The following is a 21,332-nucleotide window of genomic DNA, read 5'->3' as shown; positions in this document are numbered from 1 at the left end:
CTTCTGTTAAGACAGTTTCTGCTTCTGTTTCATTACATGGAATAAATGATTTGTACTTTTTTATCCGGTTATTAATGTTCCGTTCTGGCTTAAAATAATCTGGCCGTCTTTTTCTACTTCAAGGGTCGCTTCTGCTCCGTTTTCTTCAGTGATGATATTTCTGTAAACTTTATAGGTGTAATTTCCGCTGGTAAAAGTAATTACGTTATTTCCGCCGCTTCCCAGGAAATCCAGTTCGCCGTTATTCAGGATAATATCCGGCGGGGTATTTTCTTTACTGCCGGCTTTCCAGGAAGCATATCTGTATTTACCGTCAGAAATTTCGTCAATCCTGATGAGGTATTGTTTCGTCTTCATTTTGTATACCGGGATTTCAAACTTTTTCAACGAAATGTGTACATTCTCTTTCTCCTTTTGAATGAGTTTTTCCCTTAAGTTTTTTTCAAAAGGACTTTTGTAATTTACAGCCAGTATTTTTCCTGAGTAGCTGTCTATCCATACCAATCCGTTATCCAGCATGATTCCTCTCCAGCCGACTTCCGTCCATTGGGCGGTTTTTGAGCGGGCAATCTGGCCGATAAGAATCTTATCAAAAACTTCACTGAATCTTTGCCGGAATTCCTTTTTGTTTTTAATATCAGGAATAGGATATTCTCTCTGCAGGGGATAACTGATCATATTTGAAATGTCATTTACATTGTTCCTTTTAAATAAAGAGATGATGTTACTGACGTTTGCTTTTTTAGACGCATCAAGTTCTTCGTCCTGTGCATCAACGAAACTAAATGCCAGCAGAACCAATAATAAAAATCTGAATTTCATCTGTCGGTTTGAATAGTTAACTGTAAAATTACTGAAAATAGGGCACCATTCCGGAAATTACTTTTGGGGTCTGTTGGTGTAATCTTTTATCACAATATAGACACAGGATATAAAAGTGGTAAAATAGAGAATCGCCAGGTAGGTGTTCTTAAATTTCAGGGTCTCACTGTCGAATTGTTTATATAATGCCGTTCCTAATATGATGGCTATAATAATGAAGATGATGGACGGGAATTTTTTGTTTTTCATGGTTTGATCGTTTAGTTTTTATTCATAAACAAAAAAAGACCTACATTTCTGTAAGTCTTTTGCTCCTCCTGCTGGGCTCGAACCAGCGACCCTCTGATTAACAGTCAGATGCTCTAACCAACTGAGCTAAGGAGGAATTTTCCTTTGTTTTAAGTGGTGCAAATATAACAGGAATATCAGTACCAAGCAAATTTTTGCTCTCTAATATTGAATGAAATTGGCTATCCGTTTATTTTTCAGGAAAATAAAATTGTGACAAGCTCAATTTTTTTTGAAGGTACTTCAGACCGGATCAATGAGATATGCTTTTATTCTTTACAGGAAGGTAAATGCATAGATATATTTTTTCATCTATTTAATTTAAAGTCAAGATGACTTCAACAAAAGTGACATTAGGTTTTTGGCTAAAACCAGACTTTTTTACTCCTCAACAAAGCTCTGGACTGACTTTACAACTGATATTTTGCCACCAGCGGAGCACTGGCATGTAGAACTATCTAACAGCTCCTTTTTACCCTCAATTTCAAAATCAGAAACGTTCTCCCATTTAATAGGTGAAGGTGAACAGGAAGATCTTAAAACGCTACACATTCCAAAAGGTTTTATGTTAGTATTAGGTTGTTTATCCTCTTCTGTCGCCTGTAGCTTTTCTTCAATCTTCATAAAAGACTGACTTGTTACTGTGAGCGGAGCCGGTGAAGTTCCTTTGTCACATTTTAGCTGGGTGGTATCAGTGATATGCCAGGACATTATTTCTCAATATTTAAAATTCCTTTTTCCAGATAAGATGACATTTTAGCTTTATAAACCAATTTTTCTCTATTATAGATTGTGATATTCTTAGTCAATGTTGAAATTGTAATATCCTGTATTTTATCACCATTAAGAAAGAATTCAATTTTTTTATTAAAATGTGATAACAAAGCTCTCTCAGGCAAATAGCTTTTTTTTGCTATTAAAAGTCTATTAAGTAAAGCTATTTGTTTTCCTTTCAATTTTTTACTATTCAGGAGTTGAATAGAGTTACTTTCGTTAGTATCATTGACGGTAGAAGTTTCCTTATCATAATAGGAAAAATTCTTTATCACTATACTATCTACTTTTCCAGTATAAATATGTTTTATTTGTCCATTTATTAAAATGTTCAATAATATGACAAAAAATAAGATTATTTTTTTCATTTTTTAACTATTAGATTGCTTCTAACCTTTGAACCGTTGGTTCATCATAGAGACCGTAATTTCCATCTTCAATTTTAATATCTAAATGCTTTTTATAGAATGTTACATTTGCCATTGTACTTGGTGCAATATGAAATGTTGGGTCTATATTGGCATAAGTTGCCGGTAATGCAGATATAACCTTAATACCTGTTTTTTTTGCAATTACTCCTGCATATACACTAAGGTAATTATATGCTAGTATTTTCTTTATTTCTAAAAATGTTAGCTTTATTGAGTCATTTACTTTATAGGTTGTTCCTAATATGCCATTGATTTGAGGAGTCAAATCAACAGGTAACGAACCACTAGGATGATAATAAAATGTACTAGGTACAAAACTAAAAATAGTAGAATCAGATATTGTTTTAGTAGTACTATACTGTTTGTTATTCCTAAACTTTGAAAAGAGAGCATTTGTTGCAACAGGAAAGCTGCATCCCCAGATTTTCATAAAGCCAGAACTAGTAAATGCATTTTTAAAATTTGTAGCATTAATCATCCCTGAAGTAAAGTCGGCTTTTCTCATATCACAATCTCCTCCTCCACTATCTGTATTTACTAAAATTGGACCATTCCAATATGCATGAGAAAATACATGAACTTCCTGTAATGTATTAGGGTTATTTGCTCCTATATCTTCAATCAATTTATAAATATCCGTTTTTGAAACTACCTTTTTATTATTGTTCTCAAATCGAATGCTATTATTAGCTGTCACATAGTCACTATTGATTACTTTATCAAATGTTAGTGTGCTTTTCTTAGGCGATGAGTTTGCAAAATATTCAGTTTTAGTAATAGTTCCTTCTAAAATATTAACATCATAAATAATAAAATCATTTTCCTTTTGGCTTTGGATGATTTTCTTCACATAGCTTTGAACATATTTATCAAAAGAGCCTGAAAGCTTATAATTGTTGTGGTCATCAGGATAAAATAATCCAGAAACCAATATGTACTGCTTGAATGGAGCGATATTTACTTTCAAATGCTGGAAGTTAACACTTCCATTTATACCCGTTATTGTTACTGTTCCAGACATAATAATTATATATTAGTTTCTTTCGTATCTTCTTTTTCTTTCTTTTTTATCTCAACCTTTTCTTTTAACTCTGCAAACCCTTCCTTATTTACAGTTCCTGAATAAATCACTTTCTTTTTCTCATTATTATAATCATGTTCAACATCAACGTCAATAGTCTCACCTTCATCATAATTTCGAGTATATACCAAAATACTTATCTTTTCCCCCATGAAAGCCGTATCGATAACCTCCTTCATATCACCATCCATCCATTGGGCGCTTACTATTTGTTTTTCTTTGGTATAATCAAACTCACCATTTTCAGGAAGCTTATTCATTTGAGGGGCTTTATACTCAATCTTATCTTTAGCCGTTAATAATGAGTTTGCTCCATATACATGCATTCTGTCTTTTGCTCCGAACTCTGTCTGTCCATCGGTATATCCTATGAATTTTTCTTTACCGTAAAGGTCCAGGTGTGCTTTTGCTGATATTTCAGTATTGGTTCCGGCATTAATGATGGTTTTCTTACCACTGTCCTGGCTAATCTCCTGTCTGGCAGTAATCTTTATGTTTTGTCCGACATGGGTATCCATATTTTTGCCTGCTTTGGTTTCAATATTTTCCTCAATATCAAACTTCAGGTTCTTAGATTTTATAGTAATGGTTTCAGGAGCGGTAATATTGATATTGCTTCCCTTTGTATCAAATCTTAATTCGTTGCCACTTTTATCGGTCAGTAAAATACTTTCATCTTCTGTAAATACCAATCTGTGCCCACTTCTGGTCTGTAAAGATTTCACACGGTTATTCATACCACCTCCCAAGCCTACACCACCATGAAACATACCACCCATTGCAAAAGGAAAATCTGGGTTATGGTATTCAAAATTAACCATTACCTGGTCTCCGGTTTCCGGAACAGCCACAAAGCCTCTGTTCTGGCTTACTGCATCTGTGCCGCCGGCATCAGGGCTCATCATCCGGATAAAATGAGTGGTATCATTCAACTGCCAATCAAACTGTACTTGTATTCTGCCCTGATTCAAAGGGTCAACATTGGAGATTACAGTTGCCACCTGTGGTTCTGCTTTTGGCATGATGAAATTAGGTTTTGGCATGAAACCCGTTCCCTCGGCTATGGCTTCAAAACTTCCTGTATAATAACCTCTGGCATTTACTTCGTGGCTCACCTCTGTCATCATTAATGTAGTGAAGTGGGAGGTTTGATTGCTGTCCTGATTTCTCATATCTATGTCTGCCACGCAACCTATAAACAGGAAAGGAACAGTTGTGTTTCCAGACACAGTAAAAACTTCTACGGCTTTACTTCCTCTTGCACTCTTTTGGGAATCATCCACATCCAGAAACATATTCGCATTGACAGGGGTGGGAGTAAGTGATCTTGTTTTGAAATATTATCATTCAGTTCATAGGCTTTTGCTGATAAATTTCCTAAGTGTTTAATGTCATCATCAGAACCCAGCATTTTTGCATGGCTACTGCTGTTATACCCAAAGTATTCAGGTTTTGTATGAATTGCTTTTAACTCTACCTGTACATCTGTAATATTACTTCCATAAACAAGCTGGATAGGCTTTTCAGGTGCAGGGAGTTTTCCAAAATGCAAAACATACCCATCATAATAAAACTGCTCCCCGTATGCTTCTGCTAAACGGGCAAGATAATTATAATGTGTTTCGCAATATTGCGAGCTGTAATTGATATAACTTTTATTTTGAGTTTCTACTCTGAAATCAAACTTGCTTGTTCCTAATGCTTCCTTAATGATTCTATCCGCAATAATAGCTGTGTTCACAGATTGACTACCTCCAAAACTCTGTGTGTGAGGGGCCGAATCCATTAAAATTGTTGGGATGTATCCTTTAAATACAATATTACCAAGACTCATTTGTTCCTGGCTAAATGCAATTCTTGTAATGACTCCTACAAATGTTCTTTCAGGACTTTCGTTTTCAGGATCTTTATATTTAAATGTTACTGTAATTCGCTTTCCTAAAAATTGCTGGGCTTCTTCAAGATTATGGTTCTGTACTTCTCCCAAAGAATCATGAGCCAGAGTCAATTCAAAATAATGGTGTGCTCTGGCACTTTGCTGTAAACGGAAGTGTTTAAAATGATTGATAGATTTCCCTTCAACCATAATGTCAAGTTTAACCACACGGTTAATACCTGCTATATGGTTCTCTGAAATCTTTTCAGAATTGGAAATATTCTTTCTCATTAATGCTGTGATATTTGTGTTTATATCACCAAATATAGATAAACGGATGATGCTACGTATATAAATTTTGAAAAACTTTAAAAGTGTAGTAAAACTACGATTGGTTTTTAATGGTTAAGATGCCTACAATCATATTAAGAGAACTTTGGTTTTATCCGGTGTAAAACCTCTTTTTATGGATCGTGTAAGTACCTGTATAGAAAAACAAACCTTCCCTTGATTTCTTATTTTGAAGTACTCCTCTAAAGTCCCGGATTTTTGGCTAGAGAGGTTTTTAGGAAAAACATTAAATAAGTAATTCTAAGATCTTATCCACAAGCTTAGGCGAATCAACGAAGCTGATTCTATACTTTGCTCCCTAAACCTATAAGGTTTTTACAACATCCGGGGAAAAGTATAAAACTTTTGAATCCGGTCCACAGTTTTCCTCTTCAGATTAACCAAGCTTTTTGCTTTAGTCCACAACTTTTGCGTCTGATCCCGGATCCTTTATCAACCTTGACCATGATAAAACAAAAAAAGACCTACATTTCTGTAAGTCTTTTTGCTCCTCCTGCTGGGCTCGAACCAGCGACCCTCTGATTAACAGTCAGATGCTCTAACCAACTGAGCTAAGGAGGAATGTCCTTTGTTTTAAGTGGTGCAAATATAGGACGAATATTTATACCCTACAAATATTTTTTCAAAAAAATTCAAAAATCTTATAAACTTCCGGTAATTGCCTTGAAAATATCGCTTCCGAAGATCAGTACCATCAGTCCAAGTAAGAAGATAACTCCAATCATCTGAGCATTTTCCAATACCTTTTGAGGAACCGGTTTTCCGGTAATCACTTCCCATAATGTAAACAGTACGTGCCCGCCGTCAAGCCCCGGAATCGGGATCAGGTTAAGGAAAGCAAGCCATACGGAGAACATAGCCGTAAAGCCCCAGAATAGGGTCCAGTTGATCGATACGTTCCCTTCTTTGGATTTCTCTACCGGCATATTCTTGATGATCGCAAGCGGTCCGCCCACCTTCTTATACCCCTGAACTTTTTTGTTGAAGATAAGTTTGAATTGTTTCACCTGGTAGGTTAAACTCTCGATACTTCTTGTATAGCCTCTTCCGATAGCCTGTACAAAAGTGAAGTTTTCTGTTTTTGCATACTTGTCCATCTGCTTATAGGAAGCAAGTCCTAAAGTTCCCTCTTTGGAAACCTCAAGGCTCAAAGGAACCGGTGTTCCGTTTCTCAATACTTCTACATTGATGGTTTTTCCCGGGTTTTTCCCAACAACAGTACGGAATTCATCATAATAAGCAATTTTCTGTCCGTTTACTGAAGTTACCAGGTCACCCACTTTTAGACCTGCTGCTGCCGTTTTAGGATTCACAATAGTATCAATTACTGCTGCAAATCTGGGTGTAAGAAAAGCTCTTGGATTTTCATCTTTAAATGCCATAGCTTTCCCGTCATCATTGGTATTGAAAGTAAGTTCTTTTCCGTCTCTTAACACTGTGATCTGGTCACTCAATAAAATATCAAGAGATAACTTGTCAAGATTATTCTGAACTTTTCCATCTACTTTTAAAATTTTATCACCGTCCTTAAAGCCCATCGCTTTGGCGATCTCCGTATAATGCATCGGAGCATCTACCTTAGAGGTATCAAAAGAGGTTTCCCCGTTGAAATAAGAAAGACATCCGAAAATAATCCAGGCAAGGAAAAAGTTTACTGTAACTCCTCCAAGCATGATGATCAGACGCTGCCATGCCGGTTTTGATCTGAATTCCCAGGGCTGTGCAGGCTTTTTCATCTGCTCTTTGTCCATGCTCTCATCAATCATCCCTGCGATTTTCACATATCCCCCGAAAGGAAGCCACCCGATACCGTATTTGGTCTGTTCGGGATGCTTTCTCCAGTCACTGTCCGGAAGTTTTGATATATCGATAGGAACCTCCTGCTGCTTTCCGTCTGCTTCAATCATTTCCGTATCAGGAAGGTTTTTGGATAAAAATTTATACTGCCATTTTCCGTTGATCTTCTTCATTGAGAAAATTGAAAACCAGGGATCGAAAAACAGGAAAAATTTCTCTGCTCTGGTTTTGAACCATTTCGCTGGTAAAAAATGTCCAAGCTCATGAAGAACTACTAAAATAGAAATACTTAGTATGAACTGGAAAATCTTGATTGCTAATTCCATTAATAAATTTTAGATTTTAATTTGCAAAGGTAACAATTATCAAAACTATGCCAAATAAAAAAGCCCCTCGAAATGAGAAGCTTTGTCATATATTTTAGAGAGCGTTACAGATTGAAAGAAACTCCAAGACTGCCATTGTTGCCCACTTCGGCAAAAACACCCACTTTTTCTGTGAAATAATACCGGGCACCGATATGAGCACCGATTCCGAAATCTTTACCCAGAACCCCAAGATCTACTCCCGGATAGATATCCCATTTGGAAGGAAGGCCGAGAGCTTCCTGAAGGTGAAAATTCAGCCTTCCGAAAACAAAAACACGGTTATCCTTATCATTGTCTTTATAGTCACCGAAATAAGCATTAAGCCCGGCTCCGATAGATATAAGTTTGTTCAGCCCATAGTCATAAGTTCCTGTAACTCCAGTTCCGTATCCCCAGGCATTAAGCCCCAGCTGGATCTTCTGATCGCCCTTGCCTGTCCAGGCCTGAGCCTGCGCTGCTGTTCCGAAAAAAACGATCATAAACACAAAAAACAATTTCTTCATAAATTTTACATTTTTAATTGAATGTGACGAATAAAAAATATCCGCATCAAAAATAGAACCGAAATCAATGAAAAATCGTATTTTTAGTGAAGTTTTTTAACAAAGTTTATGAAAATTACAGGACTTAATTTAGATATTGTCTGGAAAAATAAAGACAGAAACTTTCAGCTGATTGAAGAGTACTTCAGCGATCAGAATGCTGATCTGTTTTTACTGCCCGAAATGTTCTCTACCGGTTTCTGTATGGATGCGGCAGAAGTTTCAGACAGAAATGAAGAATCCCTGGAATTCCTGAAAAAAATCTCACGGGAAAAAAATGCGGCATTTTGTGGAAGCGCTCCCGTAGAAGAGCATGGAAAATTCTACAACAGAATGTATTTTGTACAGCCGGACGGTGAAGCGGTATTTTATGATAAGAGACACCTGTTCTCTTTTTCAGGGGAAGATAAAGTGTACACCCCGGGGAATAAAAGAATGATCGTTAACTATAAAGGATTCAGGATATTGCTTCAGGTATGCTATGATCTGCGTTTTCCTGTTTTTGCCAGAAATAATGATGATTATGATGCCATTCTGTATGTGGCAAACTGGCCTGAAAAAAGAGTGGGAGCCTGGGAGCACCTGCTGAAAGCCAGAGCCATAGAAAACCTGGCCTTTGTTTTTGGACTGAACAGGATAGGAACTGATGGAAATAATCTTTTCTACCAGGAAAGTTCACACTGTTTTTTTGCAGACGGAAAAGAAATTTCAGAAAAGAAGGGAAATATTGTTTCTGCTGAACTGGACAGGGAAGAACTGAAAAACTTCAGACAGCATTTCCAGTTCCTGAATGACAGGGATCAGTTTACTATTGAATTATAAAAAATAAGACCGGGACTGAATACGGGCAAAGTATTCACTGCCCTAACCTCAATCCCGGCCTTAAAGTTTTTTAAGCATATTGTTTAAGCAGCTCCGTCAGTGTATTGACATCGTGTACGCCGCTTTCTTTCCATAAAAGTTCCCCGTTTTTGAAAACCGCCAGAGTAGGAACACCGCGCACCCCGTACTGAGCCGCCAGAGCAGGATACTGGTCTACATCTACTTTTATGATTCTGGCTCCTTCTCCTACATTTTCCTTTACGGTATTCAGAACAGAAGACTGTACCTTGCACGGTTGGCACCATGTTGCGAAAAAGTCAATAAGTACCGGTCTTTCCGAGTCAATGATTTCCTGAAATTTTTGTGACATAATTCTGGTTTTAGGTTTTATTGTTTTCCGGACTGCTTTTCGTCCTGGATAGCTTTTACATTTTTCCAGCTGGTTCCATCATAGGCTTCCACGCCGTTTTTCTTTAAAATTTCCATAGCCTGATCTGCCTGAATCCCTTTGTTACAGAAGACAACAACTTTCTTCCCTTTAAGGGCATCCGTATGATTCTGTATTTCTGCCAGAGGAATATTGATAGCATCCCTGGCCGTTCCTGCATTGTACTGTTCAGGAATTCTTACATCTATCAAAGTAACCTCCGGGCTGTTCACTACTTCGCGGAGGCCTGTCTTCGGAAGAGCGGCTGTGTCGGCTGTTTTACAGGAAGTTAACACTAAAGATAATGCGAAAATAAGTCCAAAAACGGTTTCTTTCATCTGTTTATAAAGTTTTTGACTGGCAGACAAAGTCAGTGGTCGGAAATTTTTCCGTTTTTTTGATTCCGTTGAATCCACCTTCTATTTCAGTAAAGTTTCTGATTCCGTGCGAGTTAAGGATGCTTGCTGCAATCATGCTTCGGTAACCTCCGGCACAGTGGAGGAAGAAATGTTCAGAATCGTCAATGCTGTGTACCCAGTCACTGATGGTATCCAGAGGTTTGTTATAAGCATTATCTATATGTTCGGCAGTATATTCGGTCAGTTTTCTTACATCAATGACAACTGAGTTTTCATCGAACTGCTCTGCAAATTCAGCAGGTGAAATTCTTCTGATCTCATCCGTTTCATTTCCTGCATTTTTCCATGCGCTGAAACTTCCGTCCAGATATCCTAAAACATTATCAAAACCGACACGGCTTAATCTTGTGATTACTTCTTCTTCAGTTCCTTCATCAGTTACCAGAAGCAAAGGATGCTTTACATCTACAATAAGAGTTCCTACCCACGGGGCGAAATCTCCTTTTAAGCCGATATTTACAGAATTCGGAATAAATCCCTTGTGAAATTCCACAGGGCTTCTGGTATCCAGGATTAATGCTCCTGTTTCTTCTGCCAGTGCTTCGAAAGCAACAGGGGAAACGGGGGTCAGTCCTTTGTTCATCACTACATCCAGGCTTTCATAGCCGCCTTTGTTCATGGCAACATTCATCCCGAAATACTTTGGAGGAGCAGTAAGCCCGTCCAGAACTTCCCGGATGAAAGATTCTCTGTCCGGCTGGTTCAGTGCATAATTGGTTCTTTTCTGATTTCCTAAAATATCCACAGTTTCTTTCTGCATATTCTTTCCGCAGGCAGAACCTGCTCCGTGGGCCGGATAAACCGTTATGCTGTCATTCAGAGGGAGAATCTTACTCTGAAGACTGTCATACAGAATTCCGGCAAGATCTTCCTGGGTCAGGTTGGTGGCTTTCTGAGCGAGATCAGGTCTTCCCACATCTCCTAAAAAGAGGGTGTCCCCTGTAAAAATTGCGGTCTCCGTTCCGTTTTCATCGATGAGAAGGAATGTAGAACTTTCCATGGTGTGCCCCGGAGTATGGAGAACTTTTATTTTTATTTTTCCGATCTCAAAGATCTGGTTGTCTTCAGCAATGACAGCTTCAAACTCAGGTTGTGCTGTCGGGCCGTATACAATAGGCGCTCCTGTTTTTTTGCTCAGATCCAGATGCCCCGAAACAAAATCAGCGTGAAAATGAGTTTCAAAAATATATTTTAAAGTAACACGGTCTTTTTCCAGACGGTCCAGATAAGGTTTTACCTCTCTCAGCGGATCTATAATTGCAGCTTCGTTTTCTGATACAATATAATAAGCTCCCTGAGCCAGACAGCCCGTATATATTTGTTCAATTTTCATGAGGGTCTTTTTAAAATTTTAGATAAAGATACGAAGTATTAGATGAAATGTAAATGAAATGTTAAATCCGGCCGATAGTTTCTGTCAATGTCTGAGCTTTTCTAACCCTAATTCCCTGTGTTTTCAGGTAAAAAAGCAGATAAAAGCATACTGATTCGGTAGACTGTTTTTTATCATGTTCGTTAAATGAAAATATTTATGTATTGCAGGCAGATAAAGTATTTTGTTCCTTTTTTTTATTTTCATGGTTTAAAATTTGCACATGCAGAGCCTGAAAATGTTTTCTGAAGATATTAATTCAGATTTTTCCGGAATATTATTTAAATGACCGGATATTTTATAAAAACTTTTATATTTATATGTTAAAAAAAGAGCAAATGGCAGACAAAGCACAATTTATTGAAGAACTGAATGCAAGATACACTCCGAAAGGAGAACATATTATATTGGGAAAAGGAATGCTGGACGGGGAAGTGGTTCCTGAAGTGAATGTTACTATTCCTTTGAAAACGATCAACAGACACGGTCTGATCGCAGGAGCTACCGGAACAGGGAAAACCAAAACATTACAGGTCTTTGCCGAGCAGCTTTCCCATGCAGGAATTCCTTCTTTGGTACTGGATATAAAAGGTGACTTTTCGGGAATTGCAGAAGCCGGGCAGATGAATCCGGTTATTGAAGAGCGGTATGCAAAAACACAGCTTCCCTACAATCCGCAGGCTTTTCCGGTAGAACTGATGAGCATCTCCGGTGGAAAAGGAGTGAAATTAAGAGCGACGGTAACTGAATTCGGCCCAGTTCTGTTAAGCAAAATCCTTCAGCTGAACGATACCCAGCAGAGCATAATGTCTATCGTTTTCAAATACTGTGATGATAAAGGACTGCCGCTGATTGATCTGAATGACCTGAAAAAAGTGCTTCAGTATGTGACGGATAATGCACAGGGAAAAGCAGAACTTGCGGCCAATTACGGGTCAATTGCTCCCGCTTCGTTAGGGGCAATCCTGAGATCTATTGTTGCTCTGGAACAGCAGGGAGCAACCGGTTTTTTCGGCGAACTGAGCTTTGACGTACATGATCTTCTGGAAACAAGAGACGGAAAAGGGGTGGTGAATATTTTAAGAGTATCGGATATTCAGAATAAACCGCAGCTGTTTTCCACTTTCATGCTTTCGCTTTTTGCAGAGATTTATATGACTTTTCCGGAAGAAGGAGACAGCGGGAAACCTAAGCTTGTTTTATTCATTGATGAGGCCCATCTTATTTTTGATGAAGCTTCAAAAACCCTTTTATCCCAGATTGAAACGATGGTAAAACTGATCCGTTCCAAAGGGGTCGGAATTTATTTCATTACACAGATCCCCGGAGATGTACCCGAAAATGTACTGTCTCAGCTGGGACTTAAAATTCAGCATGCTTTAAGAGGATTTACAGCAAAAGATAAAAAGGAGATTTCAAAGGCCGTTGAAAATTATCCGACAACCGAATTTTATAATGCACCCAATCTGATTCAGAATCTGGGAATAGGAGAAGCGTTTGTAACGGCTCTGGATGAAAAAGGTATCCCGACCCCACTGGTACATACCTATCTGATCTCTCCGGAATCCAGAATGGATGTTCTGAACGATGCCGAAATTTCTGAACTTACATCAAGATCAGCGATGGTTGCCAAATACGAGCAGGCCATAGACCGGGAATCGGCGTATGAGATGCTGACAGCCAGAATGGAACAGGCTGTTCAGAATTCTCCTGCACAAAAAACAAAACCGGTGAAAGAAGAGCCGGGAATGTTTGAACAGGTGCTTCAGAGCAAAGCAGGAAGAACGTTTACCAGTACCCTGATGAGAGAAGGGGCAAAAGCAATCCTCGGAATGTTTGGTCTGGGGGGAAGAAGAAGATAATGAAAATTAATTTATACCGATAAAAAATAAGTGCTAGAAATAAGAAAATCAGCTTTTTAGTTGGTGAGTCCGGTTCTATTGAATCCGGTCATGCACAGCATTAATGCATGTTTTACTGTTTTTGACATATTTTTTGTTATTTTAGCAGGGCTGCCACGGCTGGCAGATAAAAGTGAGTGCATCGGTTATTCGGAGGAATCGGGGAATGCATTAAGTCTTCTGTCGCTTTGTTTCAGACTGCTCAGGACAGGGATTATTAATTTGAACTTAAAAAAACAGCAGTATAGCAAGAAAATTCAATGTATTCAATTATAGATATAGAAAGTAATGGTGCAGGTTATAGAAATGAATGCATTATAGATATCGCCATATACAGATATGATGGTCAGAAAATTACGGACCAGTTTATATCTCTTGTGAATCCCGAAAGTGATATCACCCCTTTTGTACAAAAACTCACAGGTATTACCCCGAAAATGGTGAAAACTGCCCCGAAATTTCATGAAATAGCCAAAAGAGTTATTGAAATTACCGAAAATACAACACTGGTAGGGCACAATATCGATTTTGATTACAGGATGCTGCGCCAGTCATTTAAAAGGCTGGGCTATGATTATAAAATCAATACCTTAGATACAATACCTTTAGCTAAAAAACTGATTCCCGATGAGGTAAGCTACTCATTGGGAAAACTGGTGAAATCATTGGGAATTCCCTTGACGAATCATCACAGGGCAGATGGAGATGCAAGAGCTACATTGGAACTGTTCAGGCTTCTCGTATCAAAAGATACCGAAAATGAGATCATTCAGAAGCAGCACGAAGAATCTAATGCCAAAAGCTATATCAACAAGATCAAAGAGCTTACACAGGATCTTCCCAACGAAAGAGGAATCGTATATTTTCAGACTGAATCCGGAAAGATTATTTTTTCAGATTATGTTCAGGATATTAATAAATTCTCGAAAAAGGTATTTAATTCCAAGTCCAAAAAATGGGAACAGGCACAGAAAGAGGCTGAGCAGATCAGCTATGAACTTACAGGAACGGATATTATTGCCCGGCTGATCCTTAATTCAAAGAAAATCAAGAAAAGGGAAAACCTTCCTTTCGGACTTTATTTCAGAAACGGAAAATATGTTGTTGAAAAAAATAAACTGAATAAAACAGAAAAGCCGATCGTAAAATTCAGATCGTTCACCCAGGGATCAAAAGCCGTACAGTTTATCGGTTCCCGGGAAGAATTCAATGATGTGAATGATTTCAGAAAGAAAATAGATTTCAGGAAAAGAAATGAGCTCTGGCTGGGTACCGGCCGCAAACTGGGAGAAAAACTATTCCTGATCATTGAGAACGGAAAAGTGGTTTCCTATGGCTTTTATGAACTTTTTACACAGATACAGACTCTAAGCAAGCTGGCCAAACTGAAGATCGATCTGCCTCTTTCTTCCGCAGATCTCAACAATGAATTACAGCTGGCAATTCTTCGCGGGGATTTTGAGACTTTACCTTTACCGAAATAACAGAGAAATTTACGGTTTCTTAATTTTTATCGTGAAAAACGGCTTTTCAGGTCAATAGACTTTAAATAAAAAATAAATAGTATTTTTGCAAAAATAAAATAAAGCAATGCAAATTTTTAAACAAATAAAAACTGGAAAAAAGGGAGCTGTAAAGTTCTCTAAGGTTTGGAATATTTAAAAGAGTTGTCTTGCATAAAAAATAATCAATGCGGCAGACTCTTTTCGAAGAATCTGCCTTTTTTTATGTTAAAATGAAATTATGAATTCAAAAGAATTATTAAAGATTGCCACTGAATTTGGCACACCGGTGTACGTTTACGATGCAGAATCCATTAAAACTCAATACGAGAAACTTACATCGTCTTTTTTAAAACACACCAAGTTCTTTTATGCTGCCAAAGCTTTGACCAATATCAACATCCTGAAGTATGTCAAGAACCTGGGTGCTTCTTTGGATTGTGTATCGATAAACGAAGTAAAACTCGGGCTGAAGGCAGGATTTCCAAAAGAAAAAATACTTTTCACGCCCAACTGTGTAGATCTTGCAGAAATTGAAGAAGCAATGCAGCAGGGGGTACACATCAATATCGATAATATTTCTATTTTAGAGCAATTCGGAAATAAATTCGGAAATTCATATCCTATTTTTGTCAGAATCAACCCGCATATTTTTGCCGGTGGAAACTATAAAATCTCTACCGGACATATCGACAGTAAGTTCGGAATTTCTATCCATCAGCTTCGTCATATCGAAAGAGTGATGAAAAGTACAGATCTTAACGTGGAAGGGCTTCATATGCATACAGGAAGTGAGATCAAAGACCCGGAAGTTTTCCTCCAGGCTCTTGATATTATGCTTGAACTGTCTGAGCATTTTCCGAACCTTAAATACCTGGATATGGGAAGCGGATTCAAAATTCCTTACCAGGACAGCGAAGAGGAAACTGATGTGAAAACGCTGGGTAAAAAAGTGGAAAAAGTACTTTCGGAATTCACCAAATCTACGGGAAGAAAGTTCGAATTATGGTTTGAACCAGGGAAATTCCTCGTAGGAAAAAGCGGCTATCTGCTGGTAAAAGCAAACGTGATCAAACAGACTACGGCAACAGTATTCGTAGGAGTCAATTCAGGGTTCAATCACCTGATCCGTCCTATGTTCTATGATTCTTACCATATGATCGAAAACCTTTCCAATCCTAAAGGAGCCGAAAGAATCTATACCGTAGTGGGAAATATCTGTGAAACCGATACTTTTGCCTGGGACCGGAAATTAAACGAAGTAAGGGAAGGAGATATTCTTGCTTTCCACAATGCAGGAGCCTACGGTTTTGAAATGAGTTCAAACTTCAACTCAAGATTAAAACCTGCTGAGGTTCTGTTTTTAGACGGAAAAGCACATCTGATCCGTAAAAGAGACGAATTTGAAGATCTGCTGAGAAACCAGATCGAAGTAATCTAAACCTATAAAAAAGAACTCCGCAGTCTAAAACTGGCGGAGTTTTTTAGCGCCAAACCCGGGCATTCTTCCGGGGAATTACTGATTTCATAATAGCTAACATCTTTTTCCGGCTGTATTTTTTCTCTCAATGTTAATATTCATCCCTGGTAAGTTTATAATTTATTGTCTAACTTTGAAAGAGATAGTAAAAAACAACCACCAAAAAATATTGAATTATGGCTAAAAACGTAGCAGAGCAGATTGTAGAAATGCTCGAAAATGCCAATGTGAAAAGAATTTATGCCGTTACAGGAGACAGTCTTAATCATCTTAATATTGCCGTTAAAAAAAGCAGCATCCAATGGATTCATGTAAGGCATGAAGAGGTGGGAGCTTATGCTGCCGCTGCCGAAGCGGAACTTGATGGCTTTGCTGTTTGTGCCGGAAGTTGCGGCCCGGGCCATGTACACCTGATCAATGGAGCCTATGACGCACACCGCTCTCATGTGCCGATGCTGGTCATTGCTTCCACCATTCCCAGCGATGAGATGGGGATGGATTACTTCCAGGAAACCAATACCATAAAACTGTTTGACGACTGCAGTCATTATAACCAGATGATCACAAGACCGGAACAGGTACAGAGGATGGTGCAGACTGCGATTCAGCATGCTGTTTCTAAAAAAGGAGTTGCTGTAATCGGCCTGCCCGGGGATGTTTCTGAACTGGATGCAGAAGAAGGATCCACGTCTGCCCGCATATTCAGAACCCATCCGGTGATCAGACCTTCAGATGATGAGCTGAAGCAGCTTGCAGCCCTTGTCAACCAAAGCAAAAAAGTGACAATCTATGGAGGAGTCGGGGCAGAAAATGCCAATACTGAAATCGTAGCGCTGTCGAAGCTGCTGAAAGCCCCCGTAGGCTACTCTTTCCGTGGGAAAATGGCGATCCAGCCCAATAATCCCAATGAAGTAGGGCTTACCGGTCTGCTTGGATTTCCTTCCGCATACCACGCCATGCACGAAGCAGATCTGGTCATCCTTCTGGGAACAGATTTCCCTTATCAGAAATTTATGCCGGTCAAAAATAAAATAGTTCAGATTGATGAAAGTCCCGAAAGGCTGGGGCGCCGGGCCAGGCTTGAGCTGGGACTGACGGGAGATGTAAAAGAAACAATTAAGGCTCTTATGCCATTGCTGCAGGAAAAAACCGACACGGACTTCCTTAATGAGCAGCTCGCATTCTATGAAAAAGTAAAAGAAAACCAGCTTTCCTATGTTAAAGATTTCGGGAAAGAAAATGCCATACAGCCGGAATATGTGGCCCATACCTTAGACCGCCTGGCAGACAGGAATGCTGTTTTTACGGTAGATACGGGAATGTGCTGTGTATGGGGTGCAAGATTCATTACCGGAACAGGAGAACGGAAAATGCTGGGCTCCTTCAATCACGGCTCAATGGCCAATGCAATGCCAATGGCAATTGGAGCGTCTTTGGCACATCCGGACAGGCAGGTTATTGCCATGTGTGGAGACGGAGGATTATCTATGCTTCTGGGAGATATGGCTACCATTTTTCAGTATAACCTTCCCGTAAAACTCATTGTTTTCAACAACAGAACCCTCGGAATGGTAAAACTGGAAATGGAAGTAGGCGGAATGCCGGATAATGAGACGGATATGATTAATCCTGATTTTGCAATGGTTGCCCAGGCGATGGGGTATCCCGGAAAAAACGTCCACAAACCTGAAGATGTGGAAGGAGCAATCCGGGGGTGCCTGGATCATAAAGGCCCCTATCTTCTCAATATATTCACCAATCCGAATGCACTGGCACTTCCTCCGAAGATCGAGCTGGACCAGGTATTGGGAATGACAAAATCTATGGCGCAGCTTATGCTGGGTGGAAAAATGGAAGAAGTCCTGGAAACGGTGAAATCTAATTATAAACATATTAAAGGATTGTTATAAGCTTTTGACAGGAAAATACAGGAAAACTTCACGCATTTGTGTGAAGTTTTTCTTTTTCGAAAAGACTTTAAATATTTACCTTTGTTAAAGTAATTTTAAACATTTATCATATTATGAAAGCTCTAATAGTATTTATAGCACTTCTTGCCAGCAATCTTACATGGGCACAGCAGGATGTTGAAGAAAGAGACGATAATTTTATTACTGAGAATAATAAAAATATTCTGAAAATAGATATCAAAGAACCGTTTTTGCAGGTTGCTGTCAAAAACTGTAACGATTTCAAAGCGGCTTCATTCGACGGCGGGGTAGCTGTGTATAAAGATACCCTCAGAAAATTCATGTATGATTACCTTAATTCTGATTTCTATGTTCTGAGTGGTGATTTCACTTTTACCCTGACGGTAGATAAGACCGGAAAAGTAACCCAGATTGAAGGCTCCCCAAAAGTAGCCAACAGCACTTATTTTTTTGATGATATGAAATACATCGTAAGAAGAATTAAAAAAAACTGGATACCGGCATCATGCAACGGTCAGCCCGTTACTTCACAGATCAAACTTAAAATGAACTTCTCCTCTATAGGAATAGATTTGTAATCGCTACTTATAGATGAAAAAATATCTTTTATTATTACCTTTAGTATTTATTGGAATTGAAGGGTTCTCTCAGAATACAGTACAGACCGGAACTCCGGCATATACACAGAAAGCGGAATTTCCGGGTGGTGATGAGGCTCTCCGCAAACAGTTTATGAATATGCTTCATGCGGACGTCCGGTTGAATCTTTTTTCAGGCTGCCCCCTGACGTTTCATCCTGCAGGATAATTTTTTTGAACAATAAATAGAATCTTACTGAAAGTTTAAAATATCAATTGATGAAAATAAAAATTTTAATGCTGTTTTTCATATCAGCAGTTTGCCAGACTTCTTATGCCCAGATGAATGTTCTGGAAAGCTACCCTAAAGGACAGGACTTTTACGAAGGAGGCCTGGCCGGTTTTTATAAAGATGCCCATGAATACCTGACCGGGAACAACAAAAAAGAGTGTGCGGAAAAAGAAATTTATCAGCCGAGGATTATTGTGACTGACATGGGAGGCGTTAAACTGATACAGGATAGTGATACACTGAATATCGCAAAAAACAAATGCGCATATGATCTTTCCCTGGAAGTCCTGAAAAATCTTAAAGGATGGAAACCCGCACAGGTTAAAGGAAACACCCTCGGAGCAATTACAGAATTCATTTTTTATCCAAAAGACCTGATGAGCAACTACAAAACAGGGTATAACGCGGATGATTTTGTTCTGCACTCACAGTACCCTGGAGGATTAAAGACATTCAATAAGGACTTTCATGATAATTTTCAGGCGCTTTTTGCGGATTATCATATTAATGGAGAGGTTAATTTAGAATTTTATATTAATGAGGAAGGGCATATTACCAAGCCGAGAATATATCCCTCAATAGATAATAAAAGCTTTAATATAGATTTCATGCGAACCCTTTCAAGATTAAAAAAGGTTTGGAAACCTGCTTTATATTCTAATATCCCGATTAAAGAAAAATTTGCTTTTCCTGTAAAATTTTCAATTACATTCAATGAAAGATAGCCCTGCCATTCTGTCACAATATTTTGTATCTTTGCAGACTAATCTGTTTTGGATTTAAAATTGAACAGGAAAAGACATTCAATTTTGAGTCCTGAACCTTTAATTTGATGACCGTGCAGGAAAAATATATAGACGAAACAAAGCAGGGAGAAGCTTTTGCTATTGCTGAAAGACCGGAAAATTCTAAAAAACTGTTTTTAGAAAGCTATGGCTGTCAGATGAACTTCTCTGACTCTGAAATCGTAGCTTCTATCCTTAATGAGCAGGGATACAACACCACCCTGAAAGTAGAAGAGGCAGACCTTATTCTTCTGAATACATGCTCTATCCGTGAAAAGGCGGAACAGACCGTAAGGATGCGCCTTTCCCAGTTCAAAAATCTGAAGAAAGAAAAACCGAATATGACGGTTGGTGTTTTAGGGTGTATGGCCGAAAGACTGAAAACAAAATTCCTGGAAGAAGAACAGCTGGTAGACCTTGTTGTAGGTCCCGATGCTTACAGGGATCTTCCCAATCTTCTGCAGGAAACGGAAGACGGAAGAGACGCCATCAATGTTATCCTTTCCAAAGAAGAAACCTATGGCGATATCAATCCGGTCCGTTTGGGCGGAAACGGAGTCACTGCATTTGTAACCATTACCAGAGGATGCGATAATATGTGTACCTTCTGCGTGGTTCCGTTTACAAGAGGAAGGGAAAGAAGCCGTGATCCGCACTCCATCATTGAAGAATGCAAGAATCTTGCTGAAAACGGATATAAGGAAATCACCCTTTTGGGACAGAACGTAGATTCCTATTTATGGTATGGAGGCGGTCCTAAAAAAGATTTTGCCAAAGCTTCGGAGATGCAGAAAGCAACAGCTGTAAATTTTGCGCAGCTGCTTGATTTGGTGGCTAAAGCCGTTCCGGAAATGAGAATACGGTTCTCTACATCCAATCCACAGGATATGAGCCTTGACGTGTTCAGAATGATTGCGAAACATGAGAATATCTGCAGATATGTTCACCTTCCGGTACAGAGCGGAAGTAATAATATGCTTCAGGCAATGAACAGGCAGCATACCCGTGAAGAATATCTGGATCTGATTAAACAGGCGAAAGAAATTGTCCCGGATATTGCTTTTTCCCAGGATATGATCGTTGGATTCTGCAATGAGACTGAACAGGATCACCAGGATACGTTAAGCCTGATGAAAGAAGTGGAATATGACTACGGCTACATGTTTGCCTATTCTGAAAGACCGGGAACGCCGGCACACAAAAAAATGGAAGACAATATTCCTGCTGATGTGAAGCAGAGACGACTGGCTGAGGTGATTGCCCTTCAGGGTGAACTTTCCAGAAAGCGTATGAAATCTTACGTGGGAAGAACACACCAGATCCTGATTGAAGGAATTTCCAAAAAGAACAAAGATCAGTGGAAAGGAAGAAACTCCCAGAATGCAGTCTGTGTATTCGATAAAGAGGAAGGACAGAAAATTGGTGACATTGTGAATGTTTTTGTCTATGACAATACACAGGGCACACTTTTAGGGAGAAAAGCAGAATAATTT

Annotated in this window: 21 protein-coding genes and 2 tRNA genes; 9 read left to right on the top strand and 14 right to left on the bottom strand. The window is 38.9% G+C overall.

From position 1 onward, the window contains the following. Positions 1-60 precede the first annotated feature (60 nt). The 11 genes from AC106S_RS13850 to AC106S_RS13800 all read right to left on the bottom strand — a co-directional run bounded on the left by AC106S_RS13850 (position 61) and on the right by AC106S_RS13800 (position 8,291). Positions 61-822, bottom strand: coding sequence for a hypothetical protein (locus AC106S_RS13850; protein WP_482439885.1), 762 nt, complete (start codon positions 820-822; stop codon positions 61-63). 57 nt (positions 823-879) lie between these two features. After that, complete coding sequence (locus AC106S_RS13845) at positions 880-1,071, bottom strand: hypothetical protein (protein WP_482439884.1); 192 nt, start codon at positions 1,069-1,071, stop codon at positions 880-882. Positions 1,072-1,133: 62 nt separating this feature from the next. Further along, positions 1,134-1,207 (bottom strand) — tRNA-Asn (locus AC106S_RS13840). A gap of 284 nt (positions 1,208-1,491) precedes the next feature. Beyond that, positions 1,492-1,821, bottom strand: coding sequence for a DUF4280 domain-containing protein (locus tag AC106S_RS13835; RefSeq protein WP_482439883.1), 330 nt, complete (start codon positions 1,819-1,821; stop codon positions 1,492-1,494). After that, positions 1,821-2,252 (bottom strand): hypothetical protein, encoded by a 432-nt coding sequence (locus AC106S_RS13830; RefSeq protein WP_482439882.1) that lies wholly within the window; start codon positions 2,250-2,252, stop codon positions 1,821-1,823. Before AC106S_RS13830 ends, AC106S_RS13835 begins: the two co-directional genes overlap by 1 nt. A 10-nt stretch (positions 2,253-2,262) precedes the next feature. Continuing rightward, the gene (locus AC106S_RS13825) at positions 2,263-3,336 is read right to left on the bottom strand and encodes a hypothetical protein (protein WP_482439880.1); all 1,074 of its coding nucleotides are present in this window, start codon (positions 3,334-3,336) and stop codon (positions 2,263-2,265) included. A gap of 5 nt (positions 3,337-3,341) precedes the next feature. After that, the gene (locus tag AC106S_RS13820; protein ID WP_482439879.1) at positions 3,342-4,691 is read right to left on the bottom strand and encodes a phage baseplate assembly protein V; all 1,350 of its coding nucleotides are present in this window, start codon (positions 4,689-4,691) and stop codon (positions 3,342-3,344) included. Beyond that, positions 4,637-5,563: a contractile injection system protein, VgrG/Pvc8 family gene (locus tag AC106S_RS13815; protein WP_482439878.1), complete on the bottom strand. Its 927-nt coding sequence runs from the start codon at positions 5,561-5,563 to the stop codon at positions 4,637-4,639. Before AC106S_RS13815 ends, AC106S_RS13820 begins: the two co-directional genes overlap by 55 nt. A 547-nt stretch (positions 5,564-6,110) precedes the next feature. Continuing rightward, a tRNA-Asn gene (locus tag AC106S_RS13810) sits at positions 6,111-6,184 on the bottom strand. Positions 6,185-6,264: 80 nt separating this feature from the next. After that, a complete protein-coding gene (gene rseP, locus AC106S_RS13805) occupies positions 6,265-7,746 on the bottom strand; it encodes an RIP metalloprotease RseP (protein WP_482439876.1) in 1,482 nt (493 codons plus the stop codon). Between the two features lie 104 nt (positions 7,747-7,850). Then, a complete protein-coding gene (locus AC106S_RS13800) occupies positions 7,851-8,291 on the bottom strand; it encodes a DUF6646 family protein (RefSeq protein ID WP_482439874.1) in 441 nt (146 codons plus the stop codon). Positions 8,292-8,399: 108 nt separating this feature from the next. Here AC106S_RS13800 and AC106S_RS13795 point away from each other — a divergent pair, with 108 nt between their 5' ends. Beyond that, a complete protein-coding gene (locus AC106S_RS13795) occupies positions 8,400-9,152 on the top strand; it encodes a nitrilase family protein (RefSeq protein ID WP_482439873.1) in 753 nt (250 codons plus the stop codon). Positions 9,153-9,222: 70 nt separating this feature from the next. On the opposite strand, the gene AC106S_RS13790 is transcribed toward AC106S_RS13795, so the two are convergent. From AC106S_RS13790 to AC106S_RS13780, 3 genes are read right to left on the bottom strand one after another with little or no spacing between them, the layout of a single operon-like run. Continuing rightward, on the bottom strand, positions 9,223-9,522 hold the full coding sequence (locus AC106S_RS13790) for a thioredoxin family protein (protein WP_482439871.1): 300 nt from the start codon (positions 9,520-9,522) through the stop codon (positions 9,223-9,225). A 17-nt stretch (positions 9,523-9,539) separates the two neighbouring features. Further along, entirely contained in the window at positions 9,540-9,917 is a 378-nt protein-coding gene (locus tag AC106S_RS13785; protein WP_482439870.1) for a rhodanese-like domain-containing protein, read from the bottom strand. A 4-nt stretch (positions 9,918-9,921) separates the two neighbouring features. Next, positions 9,922-11,331, bottom strand: coding sequence for an MBL fold metallo-hydrolase (locus AC106S_RS13780; RefSeq protein ID WP_482439868.1), 1,410 nt, complete (start codon positions 11,329-11,331; stop codon positions 9,922-9,924). A gap of 377 nt (positions 11,332-11,708) precedes the next feature. Here AC106S_RS13780 and AC106S_RS13775 point away from each other — a divergent pair, with 377 nt between their 5' ends. From AC106S_RS13775 to miaB, 8 genes are all read left to right on the top strand, one after another. Then, positions 11,709-13,232: a helicase HerA-like domain-containing protein gene (locus AC106S_RS13775; RefSeq protein ID WP_482439867.1), complete on the top strand. Its 1,524-nt coding sequence runs from the start codon at positions 11,709-11,711 to the stop codon at positions 13,230-13,232. Positions 13,233-13,531: 299 nt separating this feature from the next. Beyond that, entirely contained in the window at positions 13,532-14,755 is a 1,224-nt protein-coding gene (locus AC106S_RS13770; RefSeq protein WP_482439865.1) for a 3'-5' exonuclease, read from the top strand. 259 nt (positions 14,756-15,014) lie between these two features. Further along, positions 15,015-16,214: a diaminopimelate decarboxylase gene (gene lysA / locus AC106S_RS13765; RefSeq protein ID WP_482439864.1), complete on the top strand. Its 1,200-nt coding sequence runs from the start codon at positions 15,015-15,017 to the stop codon at positions 16,212-16,214. 215 nt (positions 16,215-16,429) lie between these two features. Continuing rightward, positions 16,430-18,163, top strand: a complete 1,734-nt coding sequence (locus tag AC106S_RS13760) for a thiamine pyrophosphate-dependent enzyme (RefSeq protein ID WP_482439863.1) — start codon at positions 16,430-16,432, stop codon at positions 18,161-18,163. 113 nt (positions 18,164-18,276) lie between these two features. Next, the gene (locus tag AC106S_RS13755) at positions 18,277-18,762 is read left to right on the top strand and encodes an energy transducer TonB (protein WP_482439861.1); all 486 of its coding nucleotides are present in this window, start codon (positions 18,277-18,279) and stop codon (positions 18,760-18,762) included. A gap of 13 nt (positions 18,763-18,775) precedes the next feature. Then, complete coding sequence (locus tag AC106S_RS13750) at positions 18,776-18,991, top strand: hypothetical protein (RefSeq protein ID WP_482439860.1); 216 nt, start codon at positions 18,776-18,778, stop codon at positions 18,989-18,991. 50 nt (positions 18,992-19,041) lie between these two features. Then, the gene (locus AC106S_RS13745; protein WP_482439859.1) at positions 19,042-19,779 is read left to right on the top strand and encodes an energy transducer TonB; all 738 of its coding nucleotides are present in this window, start codon (positions 19,042-19,044) and stop codon (positions 19,777-19,779) included. 113 nt (positions 19,780-19,892) lie between these two features. Further along, on the top strand, positions 19,893-21,329 hold the full coding sequence (miaB, locus tag AC106S_RS13740) for a tRNA (N6-isopentenyl adenosine(37)-C2)-methylthiotransferase MiaB (RefSeq protein WP_482440608.1): 1,437 nt from the start codon (positions 19,893-19,895) through the stop codon (positions 21,327-21,329). Positions 21,330-21,332 lie beyond the last annotated feature (3 nt).

Source organism: Chryseobacterium sp. FR054, from assembly GCF_056844565.1.
Note: the sequence above shows the minus strand (reverse complement) of the source record. Positions and strands in the feature narration are given on the sequence as shown.